This window comes from Caulobacter sp. GW821-FHT10A10 (assembly GCF_059415745.1).
This window is the reverse complement of sequence record NZ_JBWKNV010000002.1, coordinates 143,545-163,689: the sequence shown is the minus strand read 5'-3', so window position 1 is coordinate 163,689 and position 20,145 is coordinate 143,545. Positions and strand designations below refer to the sequence as shown.

Annotated in this window: 15 protein-coding genes; 6 read left to right on the top strand and 9 right to left on the bottom strand. The window is 68.8% G+C overall.

The features are described from left to right. Positions 1-148: 148 nt before the first annotated feature. The 5 genes from AC07NS_RS05605 to hslV form a co-directional block, all read right to left on the bottom strand. The gene (locus AC07NS_RS05605) at positions 149-802 is read right to left on the bottom strand and encodes an outer-membrane lipoprotein carrier protein LolA (protein ID WP_492854092.1); all 654 of its coding nucleotides are present in this window, start codon (positions 800-802) and stop codon (positions 149-151) included. A gap of 305 nt (positions 803-1,107) precedes the next feature. After that, a complete protein-coding gene (locus AC07NS_RS05600) occupies positions 1,108-3,618 on the bottom strand; it encodes an FtsK/SpoIIIE family DNA translocase (protein WP_494602087.1) in 2,511 nt (836 codons plus the stop codon). Between the two features lie 387 nt (positions 3,619-4,005). After that, positions 4,006-5,301: an ATP-dependent protease ATPase subunit HslU gene (gene hslU / locus AC07NS_RS05595; RefSeq protein WP_494602085.1), complete on the bottom strand. Its 1,296-nt coding sequence runs from the start codon at positions 5,299-5,301 to the stop codon at positions 4,006-4,008. Continuing rightward, entirely contained in the window at positions 5,298-6,137 is an 840-nt protein-coding gene (locus AC07NS_RS05590) for a DUF4440 domain-containing protein (RefSeq protein ID WP_494602083.1), read from the bottom strand. Before AC07NS_RS05590 ends, hslU begins: the two co-directional genes overlap by 4 nt. A gap of 182 nt (positions 6,138-6,319) precedes the next feature. Continuing rightward, positions 6,320-6,919 carry an ATP-dependent protease subunit HslV gene (hslV, locus tag AC07NS_RS05585; RefSeq protein ID WP_161934963.1) on the bottom strand — a complete coding sequence of 200 codons (600 nt, stop codon included), beginning with the start codon at positions 6,917-6,919 and terminating at the stop codon, positions 6,320-6,322. Positions 6,920-6,924: 5 nt separating this feature from the next. On the opposite strand from hslV, the gene AC07NS_RS05580 reads away from it, so the two are divergent. Both AC07NS_RS05580 and scpC read left to right on the top strand, forming a co-directional pair. Continuing rightward, positions 6,925-7,662: a HesA/MoeB/ThiF family protein gene (locus tag AC07NS_RS05580; protein WP_494602082.1), complete on the top strand. Its 738-nt coding sequence runs from the start codon at positions 6,925-6,927 to the stop codon at positions 7,660-7,662. Between the two features lie 131 nt (positions 7,663-7,793). Beyond that, positions 7,794-9,308, top strand: coding sequence for a succinyl-CoA:acetate CoA-transferase ScpC (gene scpC, locus AC07NS_RS05575; protein WP_494602080.1), 1,515 nt, complete (start codon positions 7,794-7,796; stop codon positions 9,306-9,308). A 3-nt stretch (positions 9,309-9,311) separates the two neighbouring features. Here scpC and AC07NS_RS05570 read toward each other — a convergent pair whose 3' ends face one another. The 4 genes from AC07NS_RS05570 to AC07NS_RS05555 form a co-directional block, all read right to left on the bottom strand. Continuing rightward, complete coding sequence (locus tag AC07NS_RS05570) at positions 9,312-11,300, bottom strand: alpha/beta hydrolase family protein (protein ID WP_494602079.1); 1,989 nt, start codon at positions 11,298-11,300, stop codon at positions 9,312-9,314. Positions 11,301-11,437: 137 nt separating this feature from the next. Further along, complete coding sequence (locus AC07NS_RS05565; RefSeq protein WP_494602078.1) at positions 11,438-13,369, bottom strand: alpha/beta hydrolase family protein; 1,932 nt, start codon at positions 13,367-13,369, stop codon at positions 11,438-11,440. 185 nt (positions 13,370-13,554) lie between these two features. Then, positions 13,555-15,582 carry an alpha/beta hydrolase family protein gene (locus AC07NS_RS05560; protein ID WP_494602077.1) on the bottom strand — a complete coding sequence of 676 codons (2,028 nt, stop codon included), beginning with the start codon at positions 15,580-15,582 and terminating at the stop codon, positions 13,555-13,557. A gap of 96 nt (positions 15,583-15,678) precedes the next feature. After that, on the bottom strand, positions 15,679-16,665 hold the full coding sequence (locus tag AC07NS_RS05555) for a 2-hydroxyacid dehydrogenase (protein ID WP_494602075.1): 987 nt from the start codon (positions 16,663-16,665) through the stop codon (positions 15,679-15,681). A 72-nt stretch (positions 16,666-16,737) separates the two neighbouring features. Between AC07NS_RS05555 and AC07NS_RS05550 the strand changes: the two genes are divergently transcribed. From AC07NS_RS05550 to AC07NS_RS05535, 4 genes are all read left to right on the top strand, one after another. Further along, positions 16,738-17,283 (top strand): SH3 domain-containing protein, encoded by a 546-nt coding sequence (locus tag AC07NS_RS05550; protein WP_494602073.1) that lies wholly within the window; start codon positions 16,738-16,740, stop codon positions 17,281-17,283. 107 nt (positions 17,284-17,390) lie between these two features. Then, a complete protein-coding gene (gene fabA / locus AC07NS_RS05545; RefSeq protein ID WP_110119995.1) occupies positions 17,391-17,906 on the top strand; it encodes a 3-hydroxyacyl-[acyl-carrier-protein] dehydratase FabA in 516 nt (171 codons plus the stop codon). 68 nt (positions 17,907-17,974) lie between these two features. Continuing rightward, positions 17,975-19,189, top strand: coding sequence for a beta-ketoacyl-ACP synthase I (fabB, locus tag AC07NS_RS05540; RefSeq protein ID WP_494602072.1), 1,215 nt, complete (start codon positions 17,975-17,977; stop codon positions 19,187-19,189). 76 nt (positions 19,190-19,265) lie between these two features. Further along, positions 19,266-20,144, top strand: a complete 879-nt coding sequence (locus tag AC07NS_RS05535) for a hypothetical protein (RefSeq protein ID WP_494602070.1) — start codon at positions 19,266-19,268, stop codon at positions 20,142-20,144. Position 20,145 lies beyond the last annotated feature (1 nt).

Below are 20,145 nucleotides of genomic sequence, written 5' to 3'. Positions count from 1 at the left end.
CGCCGGGAGGGGATAGATCCGGCACGGTTTGCGAAGAGCGGGTCGGGCGCTCATCGCCATGCGTGGTAAAAGTGCCACGTCGAAATTTTTAGTTCAAGGGAAAAAGCGCTTCAGACTTGCATGTTGTGAGAATGTCACAAACGCGCCCTTATCCGGTCGGTCCCTTGCCCACCCTGCGGCGAGGATCGGTCAGGACGAACAACTTCGAGTCGATCGCGCCGACCTTTTCCAGGCCCGACAGGCGCACGCGGGTCTGGCCGCCCTTCACGTCGCTGATGGTCCAGCCGATCAGCTCGGGTTCGTTGCTGAAGTTCATCTCCAGGCGGCCCAGGGTCTGGCGGCGGGCGTCCTGAGCGACGATCGTGAAGCCGTCGGCCAGCTTGCGCACGCCGGTGATCTTCACGCCGCGATCCAGGCGAACCTCGCGCGCCAGCAGCAGGGCCAGTGGCGTGCGGCTGAGCGGATAGCTCTCGAAGGTCTTCAGCCGGCTGTCGAAGATGTTGACGTTGCTGCCGTTGCTGACGACCAGCAGGCCGCCCGGACCGTCATATTCGAACCGCGCCTTGCCGGGGCGCTGCAGCCACAGGGTGCCTTGGGTGGTCACGCCGCGCGGATCGGTCTGCACGAAGCGGCCCTTGGCGTTGGACAGGCCCTGGATATAGGCCGTGGCCTTGGCGATCAGCGCCTTGTCTTCGTCCGACAGCGTCTGGGCGAAAGCGGGCGCGCCGATCACGGCGGCCAGCAGGCCCGCGCCGCCGGCGGCGAGCAGGGATCGACGGTTCTGATCGGTCGTCTGGGTCATGCGAACTCCTTCAACTCCACCTTTGCCCTGTGCGCGCGTCGCGGGAAAGGCCATGGCGCGGCCGTTTTCCGGCGCTGCGATGAAGGGCCGTTCAGGTTGGGGCTGGGGAGAACGTCGGCGGGGAGGTTTCGTTCGGATCCTTCTCCCCTTGCGGGAGAAGGTGGCGCCGATAGGCGCCGGATGAGGGGTCTCTCAGACATGAGACGCTCCACCCGGCCTGACCGCCGCTAGCGGTTTTGAGATCTGAGAGACCCCTCACCCGACCTCCCTCTGGGAGGCCACCCTCTCCCGCAAGGGGAGAGGGATCAAAGAGGCGGTGGCGGCGGCGCGAGGATCTCGCGCTTGCCGGCGTGGTTGGCGGCGCCGACCACGCCCTCCTTCTCCATCCGCTCCATCAAGGAGGCTGCGCGATTGTAGCCGATCTGCAGGCGGCGCTGGATGTAGCTGGTCGAGGCCTTGCGGTCGCGGGTGACCACGGCCACGGCGTGGTCGTAGAGGTCGTTGGCCCCGCCCTCGCCGGCGAAAGCGCCCTCGATGGCCTCTTCCTGCTCCTCGTCGCCGCCGGCGGTGACTTCCTCCAGGTACTGGGGAATGCCCTGATCGCGCAGGAACTTGGCCACGGCCTCGACCTCGCCGTCGGACACGAACGGGCCGTGCAGGCGGGTGATGCGGCCGCCGCCGGCCATGTAGAGCATGTCGCCCTGGCCCAGCAGCTGCTCGGCGCCCTGCTCGCCCAGGATGGTGCGGGCGTCGATCTTGGAGGTGACCTGGAAGCTGATCCGGGTCGGGAAGTTGGCCTTGATGGTGCCGGTGATGACGTCGACCGACGGGCGCTGGGTGGCCATGATCAGGTGGATGCCGGCGGCGCGGGCCATCTGGGCCAGGCGCTGGACGGCGCCTTCGATGTCCTTGCCGGCCACCATCATCAGGTCGGCCACCTCGTCGATGACCACGACCAGGTAGGGCATGGCCTCGGGGCGGATCTGCTCGGTCTCGTAGATCGGGCGGCCGGCGTCGTCGAAGCCCGTCTGCACGGTCCGCTCGAAGTGCTCGCCCTTTTCGAGGGCCTCGTTGGCCTTCTCGTTGTAGCCGCCGATGTTGCGCACGCCGATCTTGGACATGCGGCGATAGCGGTCCTCCATCTCGCGGACGGTCCACTTCAGCGCCACGACGGCCTTCTTCGGATCGGTCACGACCGGCGCCAGCAGGTGCGGGATGCCGTCGTAGACCGACAGTTCCAGCATCTTCGGGTCGATCATGATGAAGCGGCACTTCTCGGGCGGCAGCTTGTAGAGGATCGACAGGATCATGGCGTTGACGCCGACCGACTTGCCCGAGCCGGTGGTGCCGGCGATCAGCAGGTGGGGCATCTTGGCCAGGTCGGCGATGTAGGGCTCGCCGCCGATGGTTTCGCCCAGCGCCATGGGCAGGATCGAGCTGGCCTTGTCGTAGTCGGCGCTCGACAGCAGGTCGCGCAGATAGACGGTCTCGCGACGCTGGTTGGGCATTTCGATGCCGATGGCGTTGCGGCCCTGGGCCACGGCCACGCGGCACGAGATCACGCTCATCGAGCGGGCGATGTCGTCGGCGAGCGCAACGACGCGGGCGGTCTTCACGCCTGGGGCCGGGACCAGTTCGTACATCGTGACGACCGGGCCTGGGCGGATCTGGTCGATCTGGCCCTTCACCCCGAACTCGGCCAGCACGCTTTCCAGCAGGCGGGCGTTCTGGCGCAGGGCGCCTTCGTCGAATTCCGCCGAGCGCGGCTTGGACTTGGCCAGCATGGCCAGTTCCGGCAGCTGGAAGCCGTCTTCGTCCTCCTCGAAGTCGAAGGTCTTCTGCTGCTCTCGCAGTTCGCGGTTGCTGGTCGCGGCCGGGGCCTTGGGCTGGCGGATGGCCAGGGGGCGGGCGTCGAAGCTGGGGGCGAAGTCGTCCTCGTCGTCCACCGGCGGCGGGGCCGGGCGAGCGGCCTTGGCGGCGCGGGGCGCGGGTTGGGGCGGGGCGGCGACATCGCCGGCGTCGTCTTCCGCCGGGGCGGGCGCACGCGCGCCGCGACGCTGGGTCGGGGCCGGCTGGTCGTCGATCGCCTCGATGGCGTCGCGCACGGCGCGGCGGGGCGCGGCGGCGGCCTTGGCGCGGGGCGCGCGGGCGGGTTCGGGCTCGGGCTGGCGCGCGGCGCGTTCACGCGGCGCGGTCAGGCGGGCGATCAGGGCCATCAGGCTCTCGGGATCGACGCGGCGGACGCCCAGGGCGTAGCCGACACCGACCACGGCCCCGACCAGCAGCAGCAGGGCGGCGATGATCCGCGCGCCGGGAATGTGGGCGAAGCCGAAGATGCCGCCGATCAGGTTCAAGAGGCCGTCGCCCCAGAAGCCGCCCAGGCCCTTGGCCAGCGGCCAGACGGCGGGCGGCGCCAGGATGGTCAGGAAGCCGGCCAGGGCCAGCAGGCCGGCCACGCCGACGCCGGCGCGCACCCGCAGTTCCTTGCGGTGGGCGTCGGGGTCGGGCTGGGCGGTGCGCGCCAGGCCGAAGACCAGCATCATGATCGCGGCGATCCAGCCGGCCAGGCCCAGCGACTGCACGACGACGTCGGCCACCATGGCGCCGGCTCCGCCCAGGGCGTTGGTCGCGGGCGCGCTGCTGACGGCGTTGAAGCTGGGGTCGGCCGCGTCATAGGTGGCCAGCGACAGCAACAGGCCAGCGCCCAGCACGGCCAGCACGCCGCCCCGGAACCGGGCCGTCCAGGGTTGCGCCCAGCCGTAGCGGACCGCCTCCCAGACCAGCTCCACATTCGATCGCCGCGCCACTCGCGCCATGAACCACTCCAGAGTCGTACGGAGCGATCTTGTGGGCCGGTTTGGTTAAGAGCCGTTTACCGAGCCGTGCCGTCGGGGCGGTTTGAGAACAAAGACTTAATGTCGCAGGGGTTGTGGAACGAAAGCGCGGCCATGCGCATTACATCCCCGTATCCCCCTAGTAAGTCCCCTCTGACTTTCGGCCCGGACGGCGACGCCCGGGCCTTTCTTCGTTCCGTGTTCCTTCTCCCCTTGCGGGAGAAGGTGGCGGTCGAAGACCGTCGGATGAGGGGTCTCTCAGAAGGTTGAGGTCGCGCCCGGTCGATCCGCCGTCGCAGCGGACAGGTCTGTCGACCCCTCACCCGACCTCCTTCGGAGGCCACCCTCTCCCGCAAGGGGAGAGGGATTTTAGAGAATATACCGGCTAAGGTCCGCATTGGCCGCCAGGGCCCCGACCCGTTCCTTCACATAGGCCGCGTCGATGGTGACGGTCTCGCCGCCGCGATCCGCGGCCGAGAAGCTGATCTCCTCGACCACCTTTTCCAGGATGGTCTGGAGGCGACGGGCGCCGATGTTCTCGACCGAGCCGTTCACGGCCACGGCGGCGTCGGCCAGGGCGTCGATGGCCTCGTCGGTGAAGACCAGCGTCAGGCCTTCCGTGGCCATCAGCGCTTGGTGCTGGCGCAGCAGATTGGCTTCCGGCTCGGTGAGGATGCGGCGCATGTCGTCGCGCGACAGGCCCTTCAGCTCCACGCGGATCGGCAGGCGGCCCTGCAGCTCCGGCAGCAGGTCGCTGGGCTTGGCCACGTGGAAGGCGCCCGAGGCGATGAACAGGATGTGGTCGGTCTTCACCGGCCCGTACTTGGTCGACACCGTCGTGCCCTCGATCAGCGGCAGCAGGTCGCGCTGAACCCCTTCGCGGGAGACGTCGGCGCCCGAGCGCTGCGACGAGCTGGCGACCTTGTCGATCTCGTCGAGGAAGACGATGCCGTGGTTCTCGGCCAGGGACAGGGCCTCCTGGGTGAGGGCCTCCTGGTCGAGCAGCTTGTCGCTCTCCTCGGCGATCAGCGGGGCCCAGGCGCCCGAGACCGTGGTCTTGTGGGTCTTGGTGCGGCCGCCGCCGAACGACTTCATCATTTCCGACAGGTTCAGCACCGAGGCGCCCGGCTGGCCGGGGATCTCGAACATGCCGCCGCCGCCGCTGTCGGCCAGTTGCAGCTCGATCTCCTTGTCGTCTAGCTCGCCGGCCCGCAGCTTCTTGCGGAAGCTGTCGCGGGCGGCGGTGGCGCCGGGACCGGTCAGGGCGTCGAGGATACGGTCCTCGGCGGCCGCTTCGGCCTTGGCCTTCACGCCGGCGCGCCGCTTGTCGCGGACCATGCCCAGCGCGCTTTCGACCAGGTCGCGGACGATCTGGTCGACGTCGCGGCCGACATAGCCGACCTCGGTGAACTTGGTGGCCTCGACCTTCAGGAACGGAGCCTGGGCCAGGCGGGCGAGGCGCCGGGCGATCTCGGTCTTGCCGACGCCCGTGGGGCCGATCAGCAGGATGTTCTTGGGGGTGATCTCGTCCTGCAGGTCGGCCGGCGTGCGGCGGCGGCGCCAGCGGTTGCGCAGGGCCACGGCGACGGCGCGCTTGGCCTCGGCGTGGCCGACGATGAAGCGATCCAGTTCGGAGACGATTTCGCGGGGGGAGAACTCGGTCATGTGTCGTTGATCAGGGTCTCGAAGATCAGGCGCCAACCTTCGGCGCGCCTTTGCCAGACGTGCATATAGTGCGCCGCCACGGGTTTGTTATCCGGTCCGCTCCAACTGGCTTCGCCGTGGGTCCAGACGAGGTCGCCGGCGCCGGACGCGCCACCGCCTTGCGGGCGCAGCGCGATGGCGGCCGGACGCAGGGCCAGGCGGGCGGAAAGATCGTTTCCGGCAAGAGCCTTGGTCTCTTTCGGGCCGAGCAGCCAGGCGTCGTCCGTCAGAACGCTCTTGTAGGCGACCGGGGCGTCGGTCGCGGCCGCCGAGGTCAGGGCCGCTTCGGCGGCGCGGGCTTCCTCGAAGCCCTTGGCCTGGGATTCCGCGCCGGCGGGCGCGAGCGGACCGGCCTGGGCGGCGGCGTCGGGACCGGGAGCCTTGCCGGGATCAGCCTGCGCCCCGCCGTCATAGACCCACTTCCATACGCCGTCCGCGCCCTTGCGCCAGATGGTGGCGTAGTAGCCGCCGCGCTTGTCGTCGATGCTCCAGGGGCCCAGCGACAGGCCAAGGTCGCCGGAGCGGGCGATCACCACCTTCTGGGGCCACCAGAAGAGCTTGGGTTCGTTGGTCCTTGGCCGTTTCTCGTAGAATTCACGGGCGTTGACCGGGCCGGGGGCGAAGACGATGGCGTCGTCGGCCATGTGCCGCAGGAACGAGCCCTTGATCCCCAGGGCCAGGCCGTCGGCGGCGAAGGCGCGCTCGGCGGCCTCGACCGGGGCGGCGGAGATGTCCTGGGCGAGCGCGGGGGCGGCCAGGGCGATGGCGATCAAGGCGGGCGGCAACAGCTTGAGCATGGTCAGGGCCTCCTGCCGCACCTTAATCCGTCATCCTGGCCCTAGCGAAGCGAAGAGCCGGGACCCAGGGGCGGCCCGCATTGCGCCGGCAGCCCGCAGAGGCGGTCAACCATGTCGCCGAGCCCAGTCCCCTGGGTCCCGGATAAGCGCTGCGCGCTTTCCGGGATGACGAAGAAAGGGAGCTACAACCCCTCCACGGTCAGGTTGCCGTTGGTGTAGACGCAGATCTCGGCGGCGATCGCCATCGCACGCCGGGCGATCTCTTCCGCCGTCAGGTCCTGGTCGATCAACGCCTTGGCCGCGGCGAGCGCGTAGTTGCCGCCCGAGCCGATGGCCGCCACGGCTCCACCGCCAGGGCTCTCGCCCGGTTCCAGCACGTCGCCGACGCCGGTGACGGTGTAGATCGCGTCCTTGTCGGCCACTAGCAGCATGGCCTCGAGGCGGCGCAGGTAGCGGTCGGTGCGCCAGTCCTTGGCCAGGTCGACGCAGGCCCGGGCCAGCTGGTTGGGATACTGCTCGAGCTTGGCTTCCAGCCGCTCGATCAGGGTGAAGGCGTCGGCCGTGGCCCCGGCGAAGCCGGCGACGACCGCGCCTCCGGCCAGGCGGCGCACCTTGCGGGCGTTGCCCTTGACGACGGTTGGCCCCATGGAGACCTGTCCGTCGCCGGCGATCACGGTCTGGCCGTTCTTGCGCACCGCGAGAATGGTGGTGCCGTGCCAGTCGGGGAACGAGTTCGAGCTTTGCATGGCTTCGCATGTGGCGAGGCCGGCCTGGAGGGTCAAGCGCCATGAGCTTTTCGGAACGCGAAGTCGAGCGCTACGCCCGCCATCTGGTGCTGCGCGAGATCGGCGGACCGGGGCAGCAGAAGCTGAAGGCCGCCAGGGTTCTGCTGGTCGGCGCCGGGGGCCTGGGCGCGCCCGCCGCCCTCTACCTGGCCGCCGCCGGCGTGGGGACGATTGGTCTCGCGGACGCCGACGCGGTGTCGCTGTCGAACCTGCAGCGTCAGGTGCTCTACGCCGAGGCCGATGTCGGCAAGCCCAAGGTCGAGGCGGCCGCCGATCATCTGGCGGCCCTCAATCCCAACGTCACGGTCGTGCCCCACGCCGTCTGGCTCGACGAGACCAACGCCCGTGAGATCGTGCGCGGCTACGACATCGTGCTGGACGGCACCGACGACTTCTCCACCCGCTTCGCCGTCAGCGACGCGTGCCTGGCCGAGGGCAAGATCCTGGTCAGCGGGGCCCTGGGGCGCTGGACCGGCCAGGTCGGGGTGTTCCACGGCCAGCCCTGCTACCGCTGCCTGGTGCCCGAGGTTCCGCCGGACGCCGAGACCTGCGCCCTGGTCGGGGTGGTCGGGGCGCTGGCGGGCGTCATCGGGTCGATGATGGCGCTGGAGGCGGTCAAGGTCATCGCCGGCGCCGGCCAGCCGCTGTCCGGGCGGCTGCTGATCTACGACGCCCTGGCGGCCGAGACCCGCACGGTCCGGATCGGCGCGGATCCCGCCTGCCCCAGCTGCGGACGATAGCGTCGTTCGGCGAAAACCTTTTCGTTACGGGTATTTACGTAGGTGAGGGCCTGGGGCGTTTGGTCTAGGTTCGCGGCCGCCGGTCCCGGCGGACCTCCCCTCGCGCGCCGGTCGGCCGCAGGGAGAGACCGATGACCAACCCCCGCATCGCCCATCCGGGCCTGGCCGCCAGGACCATGAGCGCCCAGGACGCCGCTGGCCTGATCGAGCCGGGCTCGACCGTCGGCATGAGCGGCTTCACCGGTTCGGGCTATCCCAAGGCCGTGCCGATGGCCCTGGCCGAGCGGATGGAGGCGGCCCACGCCGCCGGCGATCCCTTCCGCGTGAAGGTCTGGACCGGCGCCTCGACCGGTCCCGAGCTGGACGGCGCCCTGGCCAAGAGCGACGGCGTCGAGTTCCGCCTGCCCTACAATTCCGACCCCATCGCCCGCGAGAAGATCAATCGCGGCGAGATGGAGTATTTCGACATGCACCTCAGCCAAGTGGCCCCGATGGCCTGGCAGGGGTTTCTTGGTCCGCTCGACACCGCCGTGGTCGAGATCGCCGGGATCCGCGCCGACGGCTCGCTGATCCCGTCGTCCTCGGTGGGCAACAACAAGACCTGGCTCGACCGCGCCTCGAAGATCATCCTCGAGGTCAACGCCTGGCAGAATCCGGCGCTGGAGGGGATGCACGACATCTATTACGGCACCGCCCTGCCCCCGAACCGCGTGCCGATCCCGCTGGTCAGGCCCGACGACCGCATCGGCGAGGCGTATTTTCGGGTCGATCCGGCCAAGGTGGTCGCCGTGGTCGAGACCGACGCGCCGGACCGCAACCTGCCCTTCGCCGCGCCCGACGCCTCGGCCCTGGCGATCGCCGGCCATCTGCTGGAGTTCTTCGCCCACGAGGTGAAGATGGGCCGCCTGCCCCCTTCCCTGCTGCCGCTGCAGTCAGGCGTGGGCAACATCGCTAACGCCGTGCTGACCGGCCTGGTCGACGCCCGGTTCGAGAACATGACCGCCTATACCGAGGTGATCCAGGACGGCATGCTCGATCTGCTGGCGGCCGGCAAGCTGCGCATGGCCTCGGCCACGGCCTTCTCGCTGAGCCCCGAGGCGGCGGCCGGCCTCAACGCCGATATGCAGAGCTTCAGGGGCAAGATGATCCTGCGGCCGCAGGAGATCTCCAATCATCCCGAGCTGATCCGGCGCCTGGGCTGCATCGCCATGAACGGCCTGATCGAGGCCGACATCTACGGCGCGGTGAACTCGACCCATGTCATGGGCTCGCGCATCCAGAACGGCATCGGCGGCTCGGGCGACTTCGCCCGCAACGCCTATGTGTCGATCTTCATGACCCCGTCGACGGCCAAGGGCGGCAAGATCTCGGCCATCGTCCCGCAGGTCAGCCATGTCGACCACATCAACCAGGACGTCCAGGTGATCGTCACCGAGCAGGGCCTGGCCGACCTGCGCGGTCTGTCGCCCAAGCAGCGGGCCCGGGTGATCATCGACAACTGCGCCCACCCCGACTTCCGCCCGGGTCTGGAGGACTACTTCCAGCGCGCCCAGGCCGGCGCCTACGGCCGCCAGACCCCCACCCTGCCGGGCGAGGCGCTGTCGTGGCACCAGCGGTTCATGGAGACGGGCTCGATGCGGTCTTAAGCGTCAGGCGAAGGCCTTGCCGATGTGGGCGATGGCCTTCTCCATGACCATCTTGGTCACCCCGTCGGTCCATTCCTTGTGGCCGACGCCCTTCAGTTCGACCAGTTCGCAGGGCTTGCCGGCCGCGTTCAGGGCCTTGGCCATGATCCGCGACTGATCGACGCCGACGATGGTGTCGTCGACGCCGTGGATCAGCAGCACCGGCGCCTTGATATCGCCGGCGCGCAGGGCGGGCGAGGCCTCGGCCAGCATGGCCTTGTCGGTCTTTGGATCGCCGATGGTCCGGATCCAATAGGCGTAGGCGTCGGAATCGTAGCCCTCCTGCTGGCGGGCGAAGGACAGGGTCTTGGAGAGTTCCGCGTCGCCGGACACCGAGACCACGGCCTTGTAGAGGTCGGGCTTGCGCACCGCGCCCATCAGGGCGGCATAGCCGCCGTAGCTCATGCCATAGATCGCCACCTTGCTGGGATCGACCGCGCCCGAGGCCAGGACCTTGGCCACGCAATCCTCGACGTCGGCCTGCATCAGGTCGCCCCAGTGGCGGCGGCCCTTGTCGGCGAAGGCGCGGCCATAGCCGCTTGAGCCGCGGAAATTGGGCTGCAGCACCATCCAGCCCTGGGCCGCGAAGGCCTGGACGAAGACGTCGAACGACAGGGTGTCGCGGATTTCCGGTCCGCCGTGCGGCAGCACCACAAGCGGGCGCGGCTTGTCGGACGGGGTGATCGGCGTGGTCAGGTAGGCGGTGATGGTCGCGCCGTCCCGGGTCTCGACCCGCAGCGCTTCCATCGGCGCCAGGCGTTCGGCTTTCAGCCAGGGCTGGCGGTCGGCCAGGAACTTCAGGGAGCCGCGCGTGACGTCGTACAGCCAGAAGGCCCCGGGATTGCGCGGTCCGCTGACTGCGAAGACGAGCCATTTGCGGTCGCGGCTGACCTCGTAGGGGCTGACGCTTTCGGTCTTGTCGAAGGTCGCCACGACCCGCTCGTAGTGGCCCGCCAGGTCGGGGTCGACGAACCAGTCCTTGGCCCGGTCGTCGCTGACGCTGATGCTGATCGGCCGGTTCTCGTCGTCCATGAACAGGCCGGTGATCGGGCGCTTGTTGTGGTGGGCGAACACCTCGCCCATGGTCATGGTCCGGGTGTCGAACAGCCGGATCGCCGGCAGGTCGGCGGTCTCGTCGTTGTCGAGCACCAGCAGCTTGCCGGGCTCGGCCGTGGGGGCGATGAAGCGCAGTTCCGGCGACTCGTAGCGTTCGTCGCGGCGGATGGTGCGGTAGCGTTTCCATTCCTTCGCGCCGGGGGGGCGGACCATCACCGCGATCTTGGAGCCGGTGTTGTTGGTGTCGTAGCGGATGAGGGGGACGCCCCGTTGGGTCACCCAGCCCACGGTGTCGGACGTTCCCCGCTCGAATTCCTCGGTCGCGCCGGTCACGATGTCGACCTTCATCAGGCCGGTTCCCGATGGCATCAGTATGTGTCGCGGGTCATCGATCATCATGTCGACCACCTCGCCCCGGTCGCCCATCCAGATGGGGCCGTCTTCCTTTCGGGCGAGCAGCAGCATGGGATTGGCGCCGTTCTCGCCGATCGCCACGATCCGTCGGCCCGCGAGGGTTCCAGCGTAGGAGCCTACGATGCTGTTCTGCCCGCTCCCGGAGGTCAGTACGAACTCTCGCCGCAGCCAGACCAGCAGCCGCTCGTCATTGGCCCAGACGATCTTTTCACCGGCGTAGTCGCCCAGGCTGATCGGGCCTTTCGGCGCCTCGGTCTCCACGGTCCGTCGATAGACGAGCTGCAGGTCGCGCTTGTTGTCGCCGAGCCGGCGCTCGACCAGGAAGGCCAGCCGCGTGCCGTCCGGCGACAGCGCGACGTCCAGCATGACCGGCGGCTTCAGCAGGTCGTCGATGCTGTGTGGAACCGGCGCGACCCTGGCCGTCTTGTCGTCGCCGGCCAGGGCGCGATCGATGAGCAGCGGCGCCGCCGAGGCGGCCGCCATCACGTGACGTCGAGTAAGCAAAGCGGCGGCCCCCCGGTCGCGACTGGATACAGGCGCGAACCGATACGATCCGCGCGTCGGCACACTCGCGAGTTTTCGCAAGCTTTGCAATTACAGGGGTGCGGCGATCGCCGCCTTCAGGCGAAAGCCGTCTTCAGGTGGGCGATGGCGGGGTTCAGCACCGCCTTGAAGGCGGCTTCGTCCCAGTTGCGGTGGCCGATGTCGCGCAGCTCGACATGCTGCACGGTCTTGCCGGCGTCGCGCAGGGCCTTGGCCATGATCCGCGACTGCCGCGGCGGCACGATCCAGTCGTCGGCGCCGTGGATCAGCAGCACCGGAACGGCGACCTTGGCGGCGTTGCGAGCCGGCGAGGCGGCTTCCAGCATGGCCTTGTCCTTGGACGGATCGCCGATGGTCTCGACCCAGTACTTGTAGGACGGGGAGTCGTCGCCGTCCTCGCGCTCATAGGCCAGCATGTCGGGCAGGTCGCTGACCCCGGCGATCGACACGGCGGCCTTGTAGAGCCCTGGCTTGCGCACCGCGCCCATCAGGGCCGCGTAGCCGCCGTAGCTGGCGCCGCAGATGGCGACCTTGCCCGGGGCCACGCCGCCGGCCTTGATCACCTGGTCGACGGCGTCCTCGATGTCCTCCTGCATGCGGTCGCCCCAACGTCGCCGGCCGGCCTCGACGAAGGCGCGGCCATAGCCGGACGAGCCGCGGAAATTGACCTGCAGCACCGCCCAGCCCTGGGCCGCGAAGCTCTGGACGAAGAGGTCGAACTCGACGCTGTCGCGGATCTCCGGCCCGCCGTGCGGCAGCACCACCAGCGGATGGGGGCCGGGCTTCAGCGGCCGGGTCAGGTAGGCGCGCAGCTTGACGCCGTCGCGGGTGGCGACATCCAGGGTCTCCATCGGCGCCAGGCGCGCCTCGGTCAGCCACGGCTGGCGCTCGCCCAGCGCCTCGAAGCGCTTGGCCTGCTTGTCGTAGAAGAAGAACGAGCCGGGCATGCGCGGCCCGTAGACATAGGCCAGCAGGCGCTGGCCGTCGGCGCTGGCGCCGGTCAGATAGACGTTGGCCTCGTTGCCGAAGAAACCGTTCATCGCCTTGTAGTGGGCGTTCATCTTCGGATCGGCGAACTGATAGACGACGCGGTCGTCGGTGTAGCGCGCGCCGAAGAAGCGGCCCTTCTCGTCGATCAGCACGTCTTCCAGGTCGCGGCCGAGACGCTCGGAGACGGTCTCGCCGAAGCTCAAGGTGCGCAGGTCGAACTTGCGCAGGATCCGGGCCTCGCCGTCCTCCAGGCGGTTGGCGACCAACAGTATGCCTGGCTCGGGCGAGGCGCCCAGCACCTCGAAATCCAGCTTCTCCCACTCGCTGCGGCGGATCTTGCGGATGAAGGTCCACTTGTCGTCGCCGGGCGGGCGGCCGTACAGCGACAGCACCGAGCCGCGATTGTTGAAGTCGTAGCGCAGCACTGGCCGGCCGTCCTGGACGTCCCAGCCGCGGGTGGTGGCGCCGCCGTATTCCACCAGCTCGGCCTCGCCGGTGTAGACGTCGACCTTGTAGACGCCCAGGGCGTCGCGGGTCATTTCCCACACCGCCATCAGCACGTGGCGCGGGTCGTCGCGCAGCATGTCGACGACATAGCCGAGGTCGAAGTTCTCGCGCAGCTTGATGCGCTTGTTGCCGAACAGCACGACCTCGTCGCCGCCGCCGACATTGATCGCCAGGATCCGGCGCACCGACAGGCCGCCGAACGAGGCGCCGATCCGCGAGCCGGTCGAGGTGAACGAGGCCACGCTGTTGTTGTTGATCCAGATCAGCAGCCGCTCGTCATTGGCCCAGGCGATCCGCTCGACATTGATCGAGCCGATGCGGATGGTCTTGGGCCCATCGGCGGGATCGGCCGCCTTCAGGAAGGTGACCGTGGCGATCTTCTTGCCGTCGATGTCCTGCAGCGCCAGCAGGGCGATCTTCTCGCCGTTGGGCGACAGGGCGGCGCTGCGCACCCGCGAGGGCTTCAGCAGCTCGTCGAGCGTAGGCGGTCCTTGCGGAGCGTCCGCCGCCATCGCACTCCAGGCCGACAGGATAGCCGACGCCCCAAAGGCGCCCCCCACGACGCCCCCCATGACGTCACGACGCGAAATCATCGAACTCGAAACCCCCGTTTCACGGGGCCAGCTAGAGCGTGGCGGCGGACAAGGTCAAGTTGTCCGCCGGTTTATTCTCCCGTTCCAAGGTTTCCGGCGCAGGTTCAGGCGTCGAGCGTCCTGGCCAGGTGCTCGACCGTCCTGGTCAGGACGGTCTCGTAGGTTTCCTGTTCCCAATTGCGGTGGCCGACGTCGCGCAGTTCGACGTGCTCCACGCTCTTTCCAGCCCGACGCAGGGCCGCGGCCATGATCCGCGACTGCTTGGGCGCGACGATGACGTCCTTGTCGCCATGGATCAGCAGTACGGGCGCGTTGATTTCCGCCGCGCGCAGGGCCGGCGAGGCCCGCTGCATCATTTCCCGGTCGACGGCCGGATCGCCGATGACCTTGCGCCAATAGTCGTAGGCCTCGCTGTCGGAGCCGTCCTCGGTCTTCGAGAAGGCGATGCTCTCGACCAGATCGGCGTCGCCGGCGATCGCGACGACGCTCTTGTAGAGCTCTGGCCGGCGCACCGCGCCCATCAGCGCCGCATAGCCGCCATAGCTGCCGCCGCAGATGGCCACGCGGTCGGCGCGCACGCCGCCGGTGGCGATGACCTGGGCGATCGCGTCCTCGACGTCTTCCTGCATCCGGTCGCCCCAGTGCTTGCGTCCCGCCTCGGCGAAGGCCTTGCCGTAGCCGCCCGAGCCGCGGAAGTTCACCTGCAGAACGGCCCAGCCGCGCGCCGCGAAGGTCTGGCCGAACAGGTCGAAGTCGAACATGTCGCGAGCCTCGGGACCACCATGGGGCATGACGACAAGGGGCCAGGGGCCCGGCCGGTTCGGCTTGGTCAGATAGCCCCGCAGCTTGGCGCCGTCGCGAGCGACGACGTCGAGGATGTCCATCCCGGCCAGCCGGTCCTCGGTGAGCCACGGCCGCCGGTCGCCGATCGCTTCGAAGCGCTTGGCCTGCTTGTCGTAGAAGAAATAGCTGCCCGGCATCCGGGGGCCGCTGACCAGGGCCAGGAACCGCTGGCCGTCGGCGCTGGCGTCGACCAGCGTGACATTGGCCTCGCCGCCGAAGAACGAGGTCATGGCCTTGTGATGCGCCGTCGCCTTGGGATCGGCGAATTGATAGGCGACGCGATCGTCGATGTAGCGGGCGGCGAGGAAGTCGCCCCGGCGGTCGCGCAGCACCCCGGTCAGCTCGCGCCCAGGGGACTGGGCGACGATCTCGCCGAACTTCAGTGTCCGCAGGTCGAAGCGACGGAGCACCCGCGTGTCGCCGCCTTCGGGAACCGCGCTGACCAGCAGGACGCCCGGCTCCGGCGTGGTGGCCAGCACCTCGTAGTCCGAGGGTCCCCAGTCGTTCTTGCTGATCTTCCAGACCTGGGTCCAGGCCGTCTCGCTGCGCGGTCGAGCGTAGATGGTCTGCACCGTGCCGCGCGCGTTCCCGTCATAGCGCAGCACCGCCGTCCCGTTCTGCAGGACCCAGCCGTAGGTGTTGACCTGCCCGCGCTCGACCAGGGTCGCCGCGCCGCTATAGACGTCGACCCGATAGAGGGCCCCCACCCGCCAATCGATGTCCCAGGCGGCCATCAGGATGTGGCGCGGATCGTCGGGAAGCATGTCGGCGACGATGCCGAGGTCGAAGTTCTCCCGGACCTTGCGCAGGTTTTCGCCGAACAGCATCACCGCGTCGCCGCCGTCGAGATTGACGGCCAGGATGCGCCGCACGTCCGGTGCGTCGGTCTGGAAGCCGAACAGGCTGCCGGTCGGCGACTTGTCGATCTTGCCCTTGTTGCGCCACCAGATCAGCAGGCGCTCGTCGTTGGCCCAGGCGATGTCGGTGATGTCGAAGACGCCCAGCTTGAGGGTCCGCGGATTGTCGCTGGGGTCGGCGGCGTTGAGGAAGGTCACGCTGGCGAGGGTCTTGTCGCCGGCTTCCTGACCACCCAGCACGGCGATGGTCTTGCCGTCGGGCGACAGGGCCGCGCCCCGCACCAGGGGCCGCTTGAGCAGTTCGTCGAGGGTCGGGGGCGTCGCGGCGGTTGCGGAGGTCAAGGCCTGGGCTTGCGCCGTCTCCATCTCCAGTATGACCGACGACAACGGCAGGCCCATGGCCGCCGCCAGCATGGCGCGACGCGACAACATCAGACGCACTCCCCCGAACGCAACTACAGGCGGTACGGGCGGCGCTTCCGCATTACAGTCAAGCTTGGAGGTGTTTCAGCCCTGAAAGGCTTCGCCTCAGAGCATCGCCGGGATGACGCGATCGGGCGGACGGTGGCCGTCCATGAAGGTCTTCACGTTGACGATGACCTTCTCGCCCATGTCGATGCGGCCCTCGACCGTGGCCGAGCCCATGTGCGGCAGCAGCACGACGTTGGGCAGCTTCAGCAGCTTGGGATTGATGGCCGGCTCGTGCTCGTAGACGTCCAGGCCGGCGCCGGCGATCTCGCCGCGGGCCAGCATGTTGGCCAGGGCCCCCTCGTCGATCACCTCGCCGCGGGCGGTGTTGACGACGATGGCGTGCGGCCGAAGCAGCTTCAGCCGACGGGCCGACAGCAGGTGGTAGGTGGCCGGGGTGTGCGGGCAGTTGATCGAGATGATGTCCATCCGGGCCAGCATCTGGTCGAGGCTTTCCCAGTAGGTGCAACCCAGCTCCTCGGCGATGCGCGGGCTGACGGGCTTGCGGTTGTGATAGTGCACCTGCATGCCGAAGGCCTTGGCGCGGCGGGCCACGGCCTGGCCGATGCGGCCCATGCCGACGATGCCCAGGCGCTTGCCCCACAGGCGGCGGCCCAGCATCCAGGTCGGCGACCAGCCGTGGAAATCGCCGGCCTTGACCACCTCGGCCCCCTCGACCACGCGGCGCGCGGCGGCCATGATCAGGGTCATGGTCAGGTCGGCGGTGTCTTCGGTCAGGACGCCGGGGGTGTTGGTGACGATGATGCCGCGGGCGTTGGCCGTGGCGACGTCGATATTGTCGACCCCGGCCCCGAAATTGGCGATCAGCTTGAGCCGTTCGCCGGATCGCGACAGAAGGCGCGAGTCGATCCGATCGGTGATGGTGGGCACCAGCACGTCGGCTCGTCCCATGGCCTCGACGAGTTCGTCGGGCGTCATGGGCTTGTCGGCCAGGTTCAGTTCGGTGTCGAACAGCTCGCACATCCGCGTCTCGACGGGATCGGGCAGCTTGCGCGTGACGACGACTTTGAGCTTGCGAACGGGCATGGGCGGTCTGAAAAGCCTTCCCTGACGGGCGTTCCAAATCTGTAGCAAAGGGGCCGGAAGCGGCCAAGCAACATGCCGGTGAAAAGCAAACATCGTTCGCTTGGTGGTTTTCGCGGCTTGGGCGGTCTGATCGCGGTCGCCGCCCTGCTGACGGCGGGCGTCGCGCTCGCCCAGCCGCCGACCACGACCCCGTCGGGCCTGCCGGTGCCGCGCTACGTCGTGCTCAAGTACGGCGAGGTCAACGCCCGCCAGGGTCCGGACGAGGATCACCGCCTGCTGTGGATCTACAAGGCCAAGGGCCTGCCGGTGCAGGTGGTGGCCGAAACCCGCGAGTGGCGCAGGATCTGCGATCCGGAAGGCGGCTTGGCCTGGGTGCACAAGCGCACCACCGACGGCCGCCGCACCGCCATCCGGGTGCAGGACAGCCCCCTGCCCCTTCATTCTTCTCCCAAGGCCGAGTCGCGGATCAGCGCCTATCTGCGCGGCCGCTCGATCGCCACGCTCGACAAGTGCGAGAAGGGCTGGTGCCGGCTGAAGGCCGACGGCGCGTCGGGTTGGGCGCCGGAGGATCAGTTCTGGGGCGCCAAGGAGGCGCTGCAGTGTCCGGAAGCACGCTGACCTGGAGGCTTTTCGCCCCAAAACAGCCGCTTGAACGGGCGGTCCTCACCAATTGTCGCCGAATGTAACATTGAGGCCCGCCCCGGCGCCGTGCTAGGGGCGTTCCCATGCAAAAGAGCGCCTACACCTTCGAAGAGCTCCTGGCCTGCGGCCGGGGCGAATTGTTCGGACCCGGCAACGCCCAGCTGCCCGTGCCGCCGATGCTGATGTTCGATCGCATCGTCCGCATCGAGGCCGACGGCGGCGCGCACGGCAAGGGCTACATCGAAGCCGAATTCGACATCAATCCGGACCTCTGGTTCTTCGGCTGCCACTTCATCGGCGACCCGGTGATGCCCGGCTGCCTGGGCCTGGACGCCCTGTGGCAGCTGGTCGGCTTCTTTCTCGGCTGGTCCGGGGCCCCCGGCCGCGGCCGCGCCCTCGGTGTGGGAGAAGTGAAGTTCACCGGCCAGGTCACGCCGGACATCAAGAAGGTGGTCTACAAGATCGACCTGAAGCGTGTGATCATGCGTAAGTTGGTCATGGGCATCGCCGACGGCGTCCTGGAAGCCGATGGCAAGGTCATCTACGAAACCAAGGACCTCAAGGTCGGCCTGTTCACGGCCGAACAGATGGCGGGTTGATCCAACCGACTAGCCGGCCGTTCTGCAAGGAGCCGGCTCCGGCGGATCGGGGAGAAAGAGGTACAGATATGCGTCGCGTCGTCGTCACGGGACTGGGCGTCGTCTCGTCCATCGGCAACAACGCCAACGAGGTGCTGGCTTCGCTGCGCGAAGCCAAGTCGGGCGTGGTCGCCGCGCCGGAATACGCCGAGCTCGGCTTCCGCTGCCAGGTGCACGCCGCGCCCCAGATCGAGTGGGAAGGTCTGGTCGATCGCCGGGCGGCGCGTTTCCTCGCGCCCGGCACGGCCTACGCCCACATCGCCATGGAGCAGGCGATCGCGGATTCCGGCCTCGAAGAGTCCGAGATTTCCAACGAGCGCACCGGCCTGATCGTCGGCTCGGGCGGCCCGTCCACCCGCGTCATCGTCGAGGCCGCGGCCACGACCAAGGAGCGCGGTCCCAAGCGGATCGGTCCGTTCGCGGTGCCCAAGGCCATGAGCTCGGGTCCGTCGGCGGTGCTGTCGACCTGGTTCAAGATCCGCGGGATCAACTATTCGATCAGCTCGGCCTGCGCGACCAGCGCCCACTGCATCGGCGCGGGCGCCGAGCAGATCCAGCTGGGCAAGCAGGACATCGTCTTCGCCGGCGGCTGCGAGGAGCTCGACTGGACCCTGTCGAACCTGTTCGACGCCATGGGCGCCATGAGCAGCAACTTCAACGACCGCCCCGCCGTGGCCAGCCGCGCCTACGACAAGGATCGCGACGGCTTCGTGATCGCCGGCGGCGCCGGCATCGTGGTGCTCGAGGAGTACGAGCACGCCAAGGCGCGTGGGGCCAAGATCTACGGCGAGCTGATCGGCTACGCCGCCAATTCCGACGGCTACGACATGGTCGCCCCGTCGGGCGAAGGCGCGGCTCGCTGCATGAAGCTGGCCATGGCCGACGCCGGCGGCCGCACCGTCGACTATCTGAACCCGCACGGCACCTCGACGCCGGTCGGCGACAGCAAGGAGATGGGCGCGGTGCGCGAGGTGTTCGGCGACAAGGCCCCGCTGATCTCGTCGACCAAGTCGCTGACCGGCCACAGCCTCGGCGCGGCCGGCGCTCAAGAAGCGATCTACTCGATCCTGATGCTCAAGAACGGCTTCGCCGCCGAGAGCGCCAACATCGAGAACCTCGACCCCGAGTTCGCCGACCTGCCGATCCTGCGCCAGCGCTCGGACAAGCCGCTCGACACGGTGATGTCCAACAGCTTCGGCTTCGGCGGCACCAACGGCACGCTGATCTTCGGCCAGGTCGACTGACCTGATCCGGGCCGCCGCGATCGATACGGTTCGCGGCGGCGCTCGCCGTCTGTGGTCCATGGCGGATGGACCCGGCGTGGCCGTGATCCGGTCGGCGGGCGCCTCGCCCCTGCCGGCCTTCCGCCCGCTCGACGGGGCCTGGGCCGAGATCTGCCGGGCCGCCGCCGACCCCGCCTCACATCTGGAAGCCCGACTGCCGGCCCTGATCGCGGCCGGCGCCCTGCCCTACGGCCTGGTCGGCGACAGTCACGGCCGCCTGCTCTGCCGGCGTGGTCGGTGCGATGGGCGCTGGCTGCTGCCGATCTGGAGCCTGGAGACCGGCGCCTCGGCCCGCGGCCTCGTCGGCGACGGGGGTCGGTCTGGGGCCGGCCCTCGCGTCCGCGCCGCCCTCGCCCGCCTGCTGGCGATCGACGGCCTGCCGATCCTCGCCAAGTTCGGCCAGGTCGACATCGAGTTCGTGCATCCCTTCAAGCGGCTGGCCGCCGGCGCCCTGGCTTTCGACGAAGCCGAGTTCGACGTCTTCGCGGACGAGACCATCGCCCGCTATGTCGCGTTCCTGGTCGATGCGGTTCCAGCAAGCCAACGGTCCCGCGTGCGGGTGATGTCGCCGTTCCCGCCTACCCTGTCGGACGCCGCTTGGCGCGCCGGCTACATCAATGCTCACATCGTCGACCAGCACGGTCCGGCCGGTCAGGACCTGGCGGCGGCGCTCGTTGGGCTGGAGATCCCCGATCTGGCGCGACGCACCGCGCTGCATCGCCGCGTCGGCGAGCGGCTGCGCGAGGCGGTCGAGGCGGAGGGCCTGGCTTTTGTCGACGACCTGACGCCGTTCCTGGGAGGGGACGGGCTGGTCGATCCCGCCCTGCTCGGCCCCCAGGCCAGCCGTGACCATCATCTCGACTTCCGTGCTTCGCGCCCCGCGATGCTTGACCGGATTTGGTCGATCGTCGATTGAG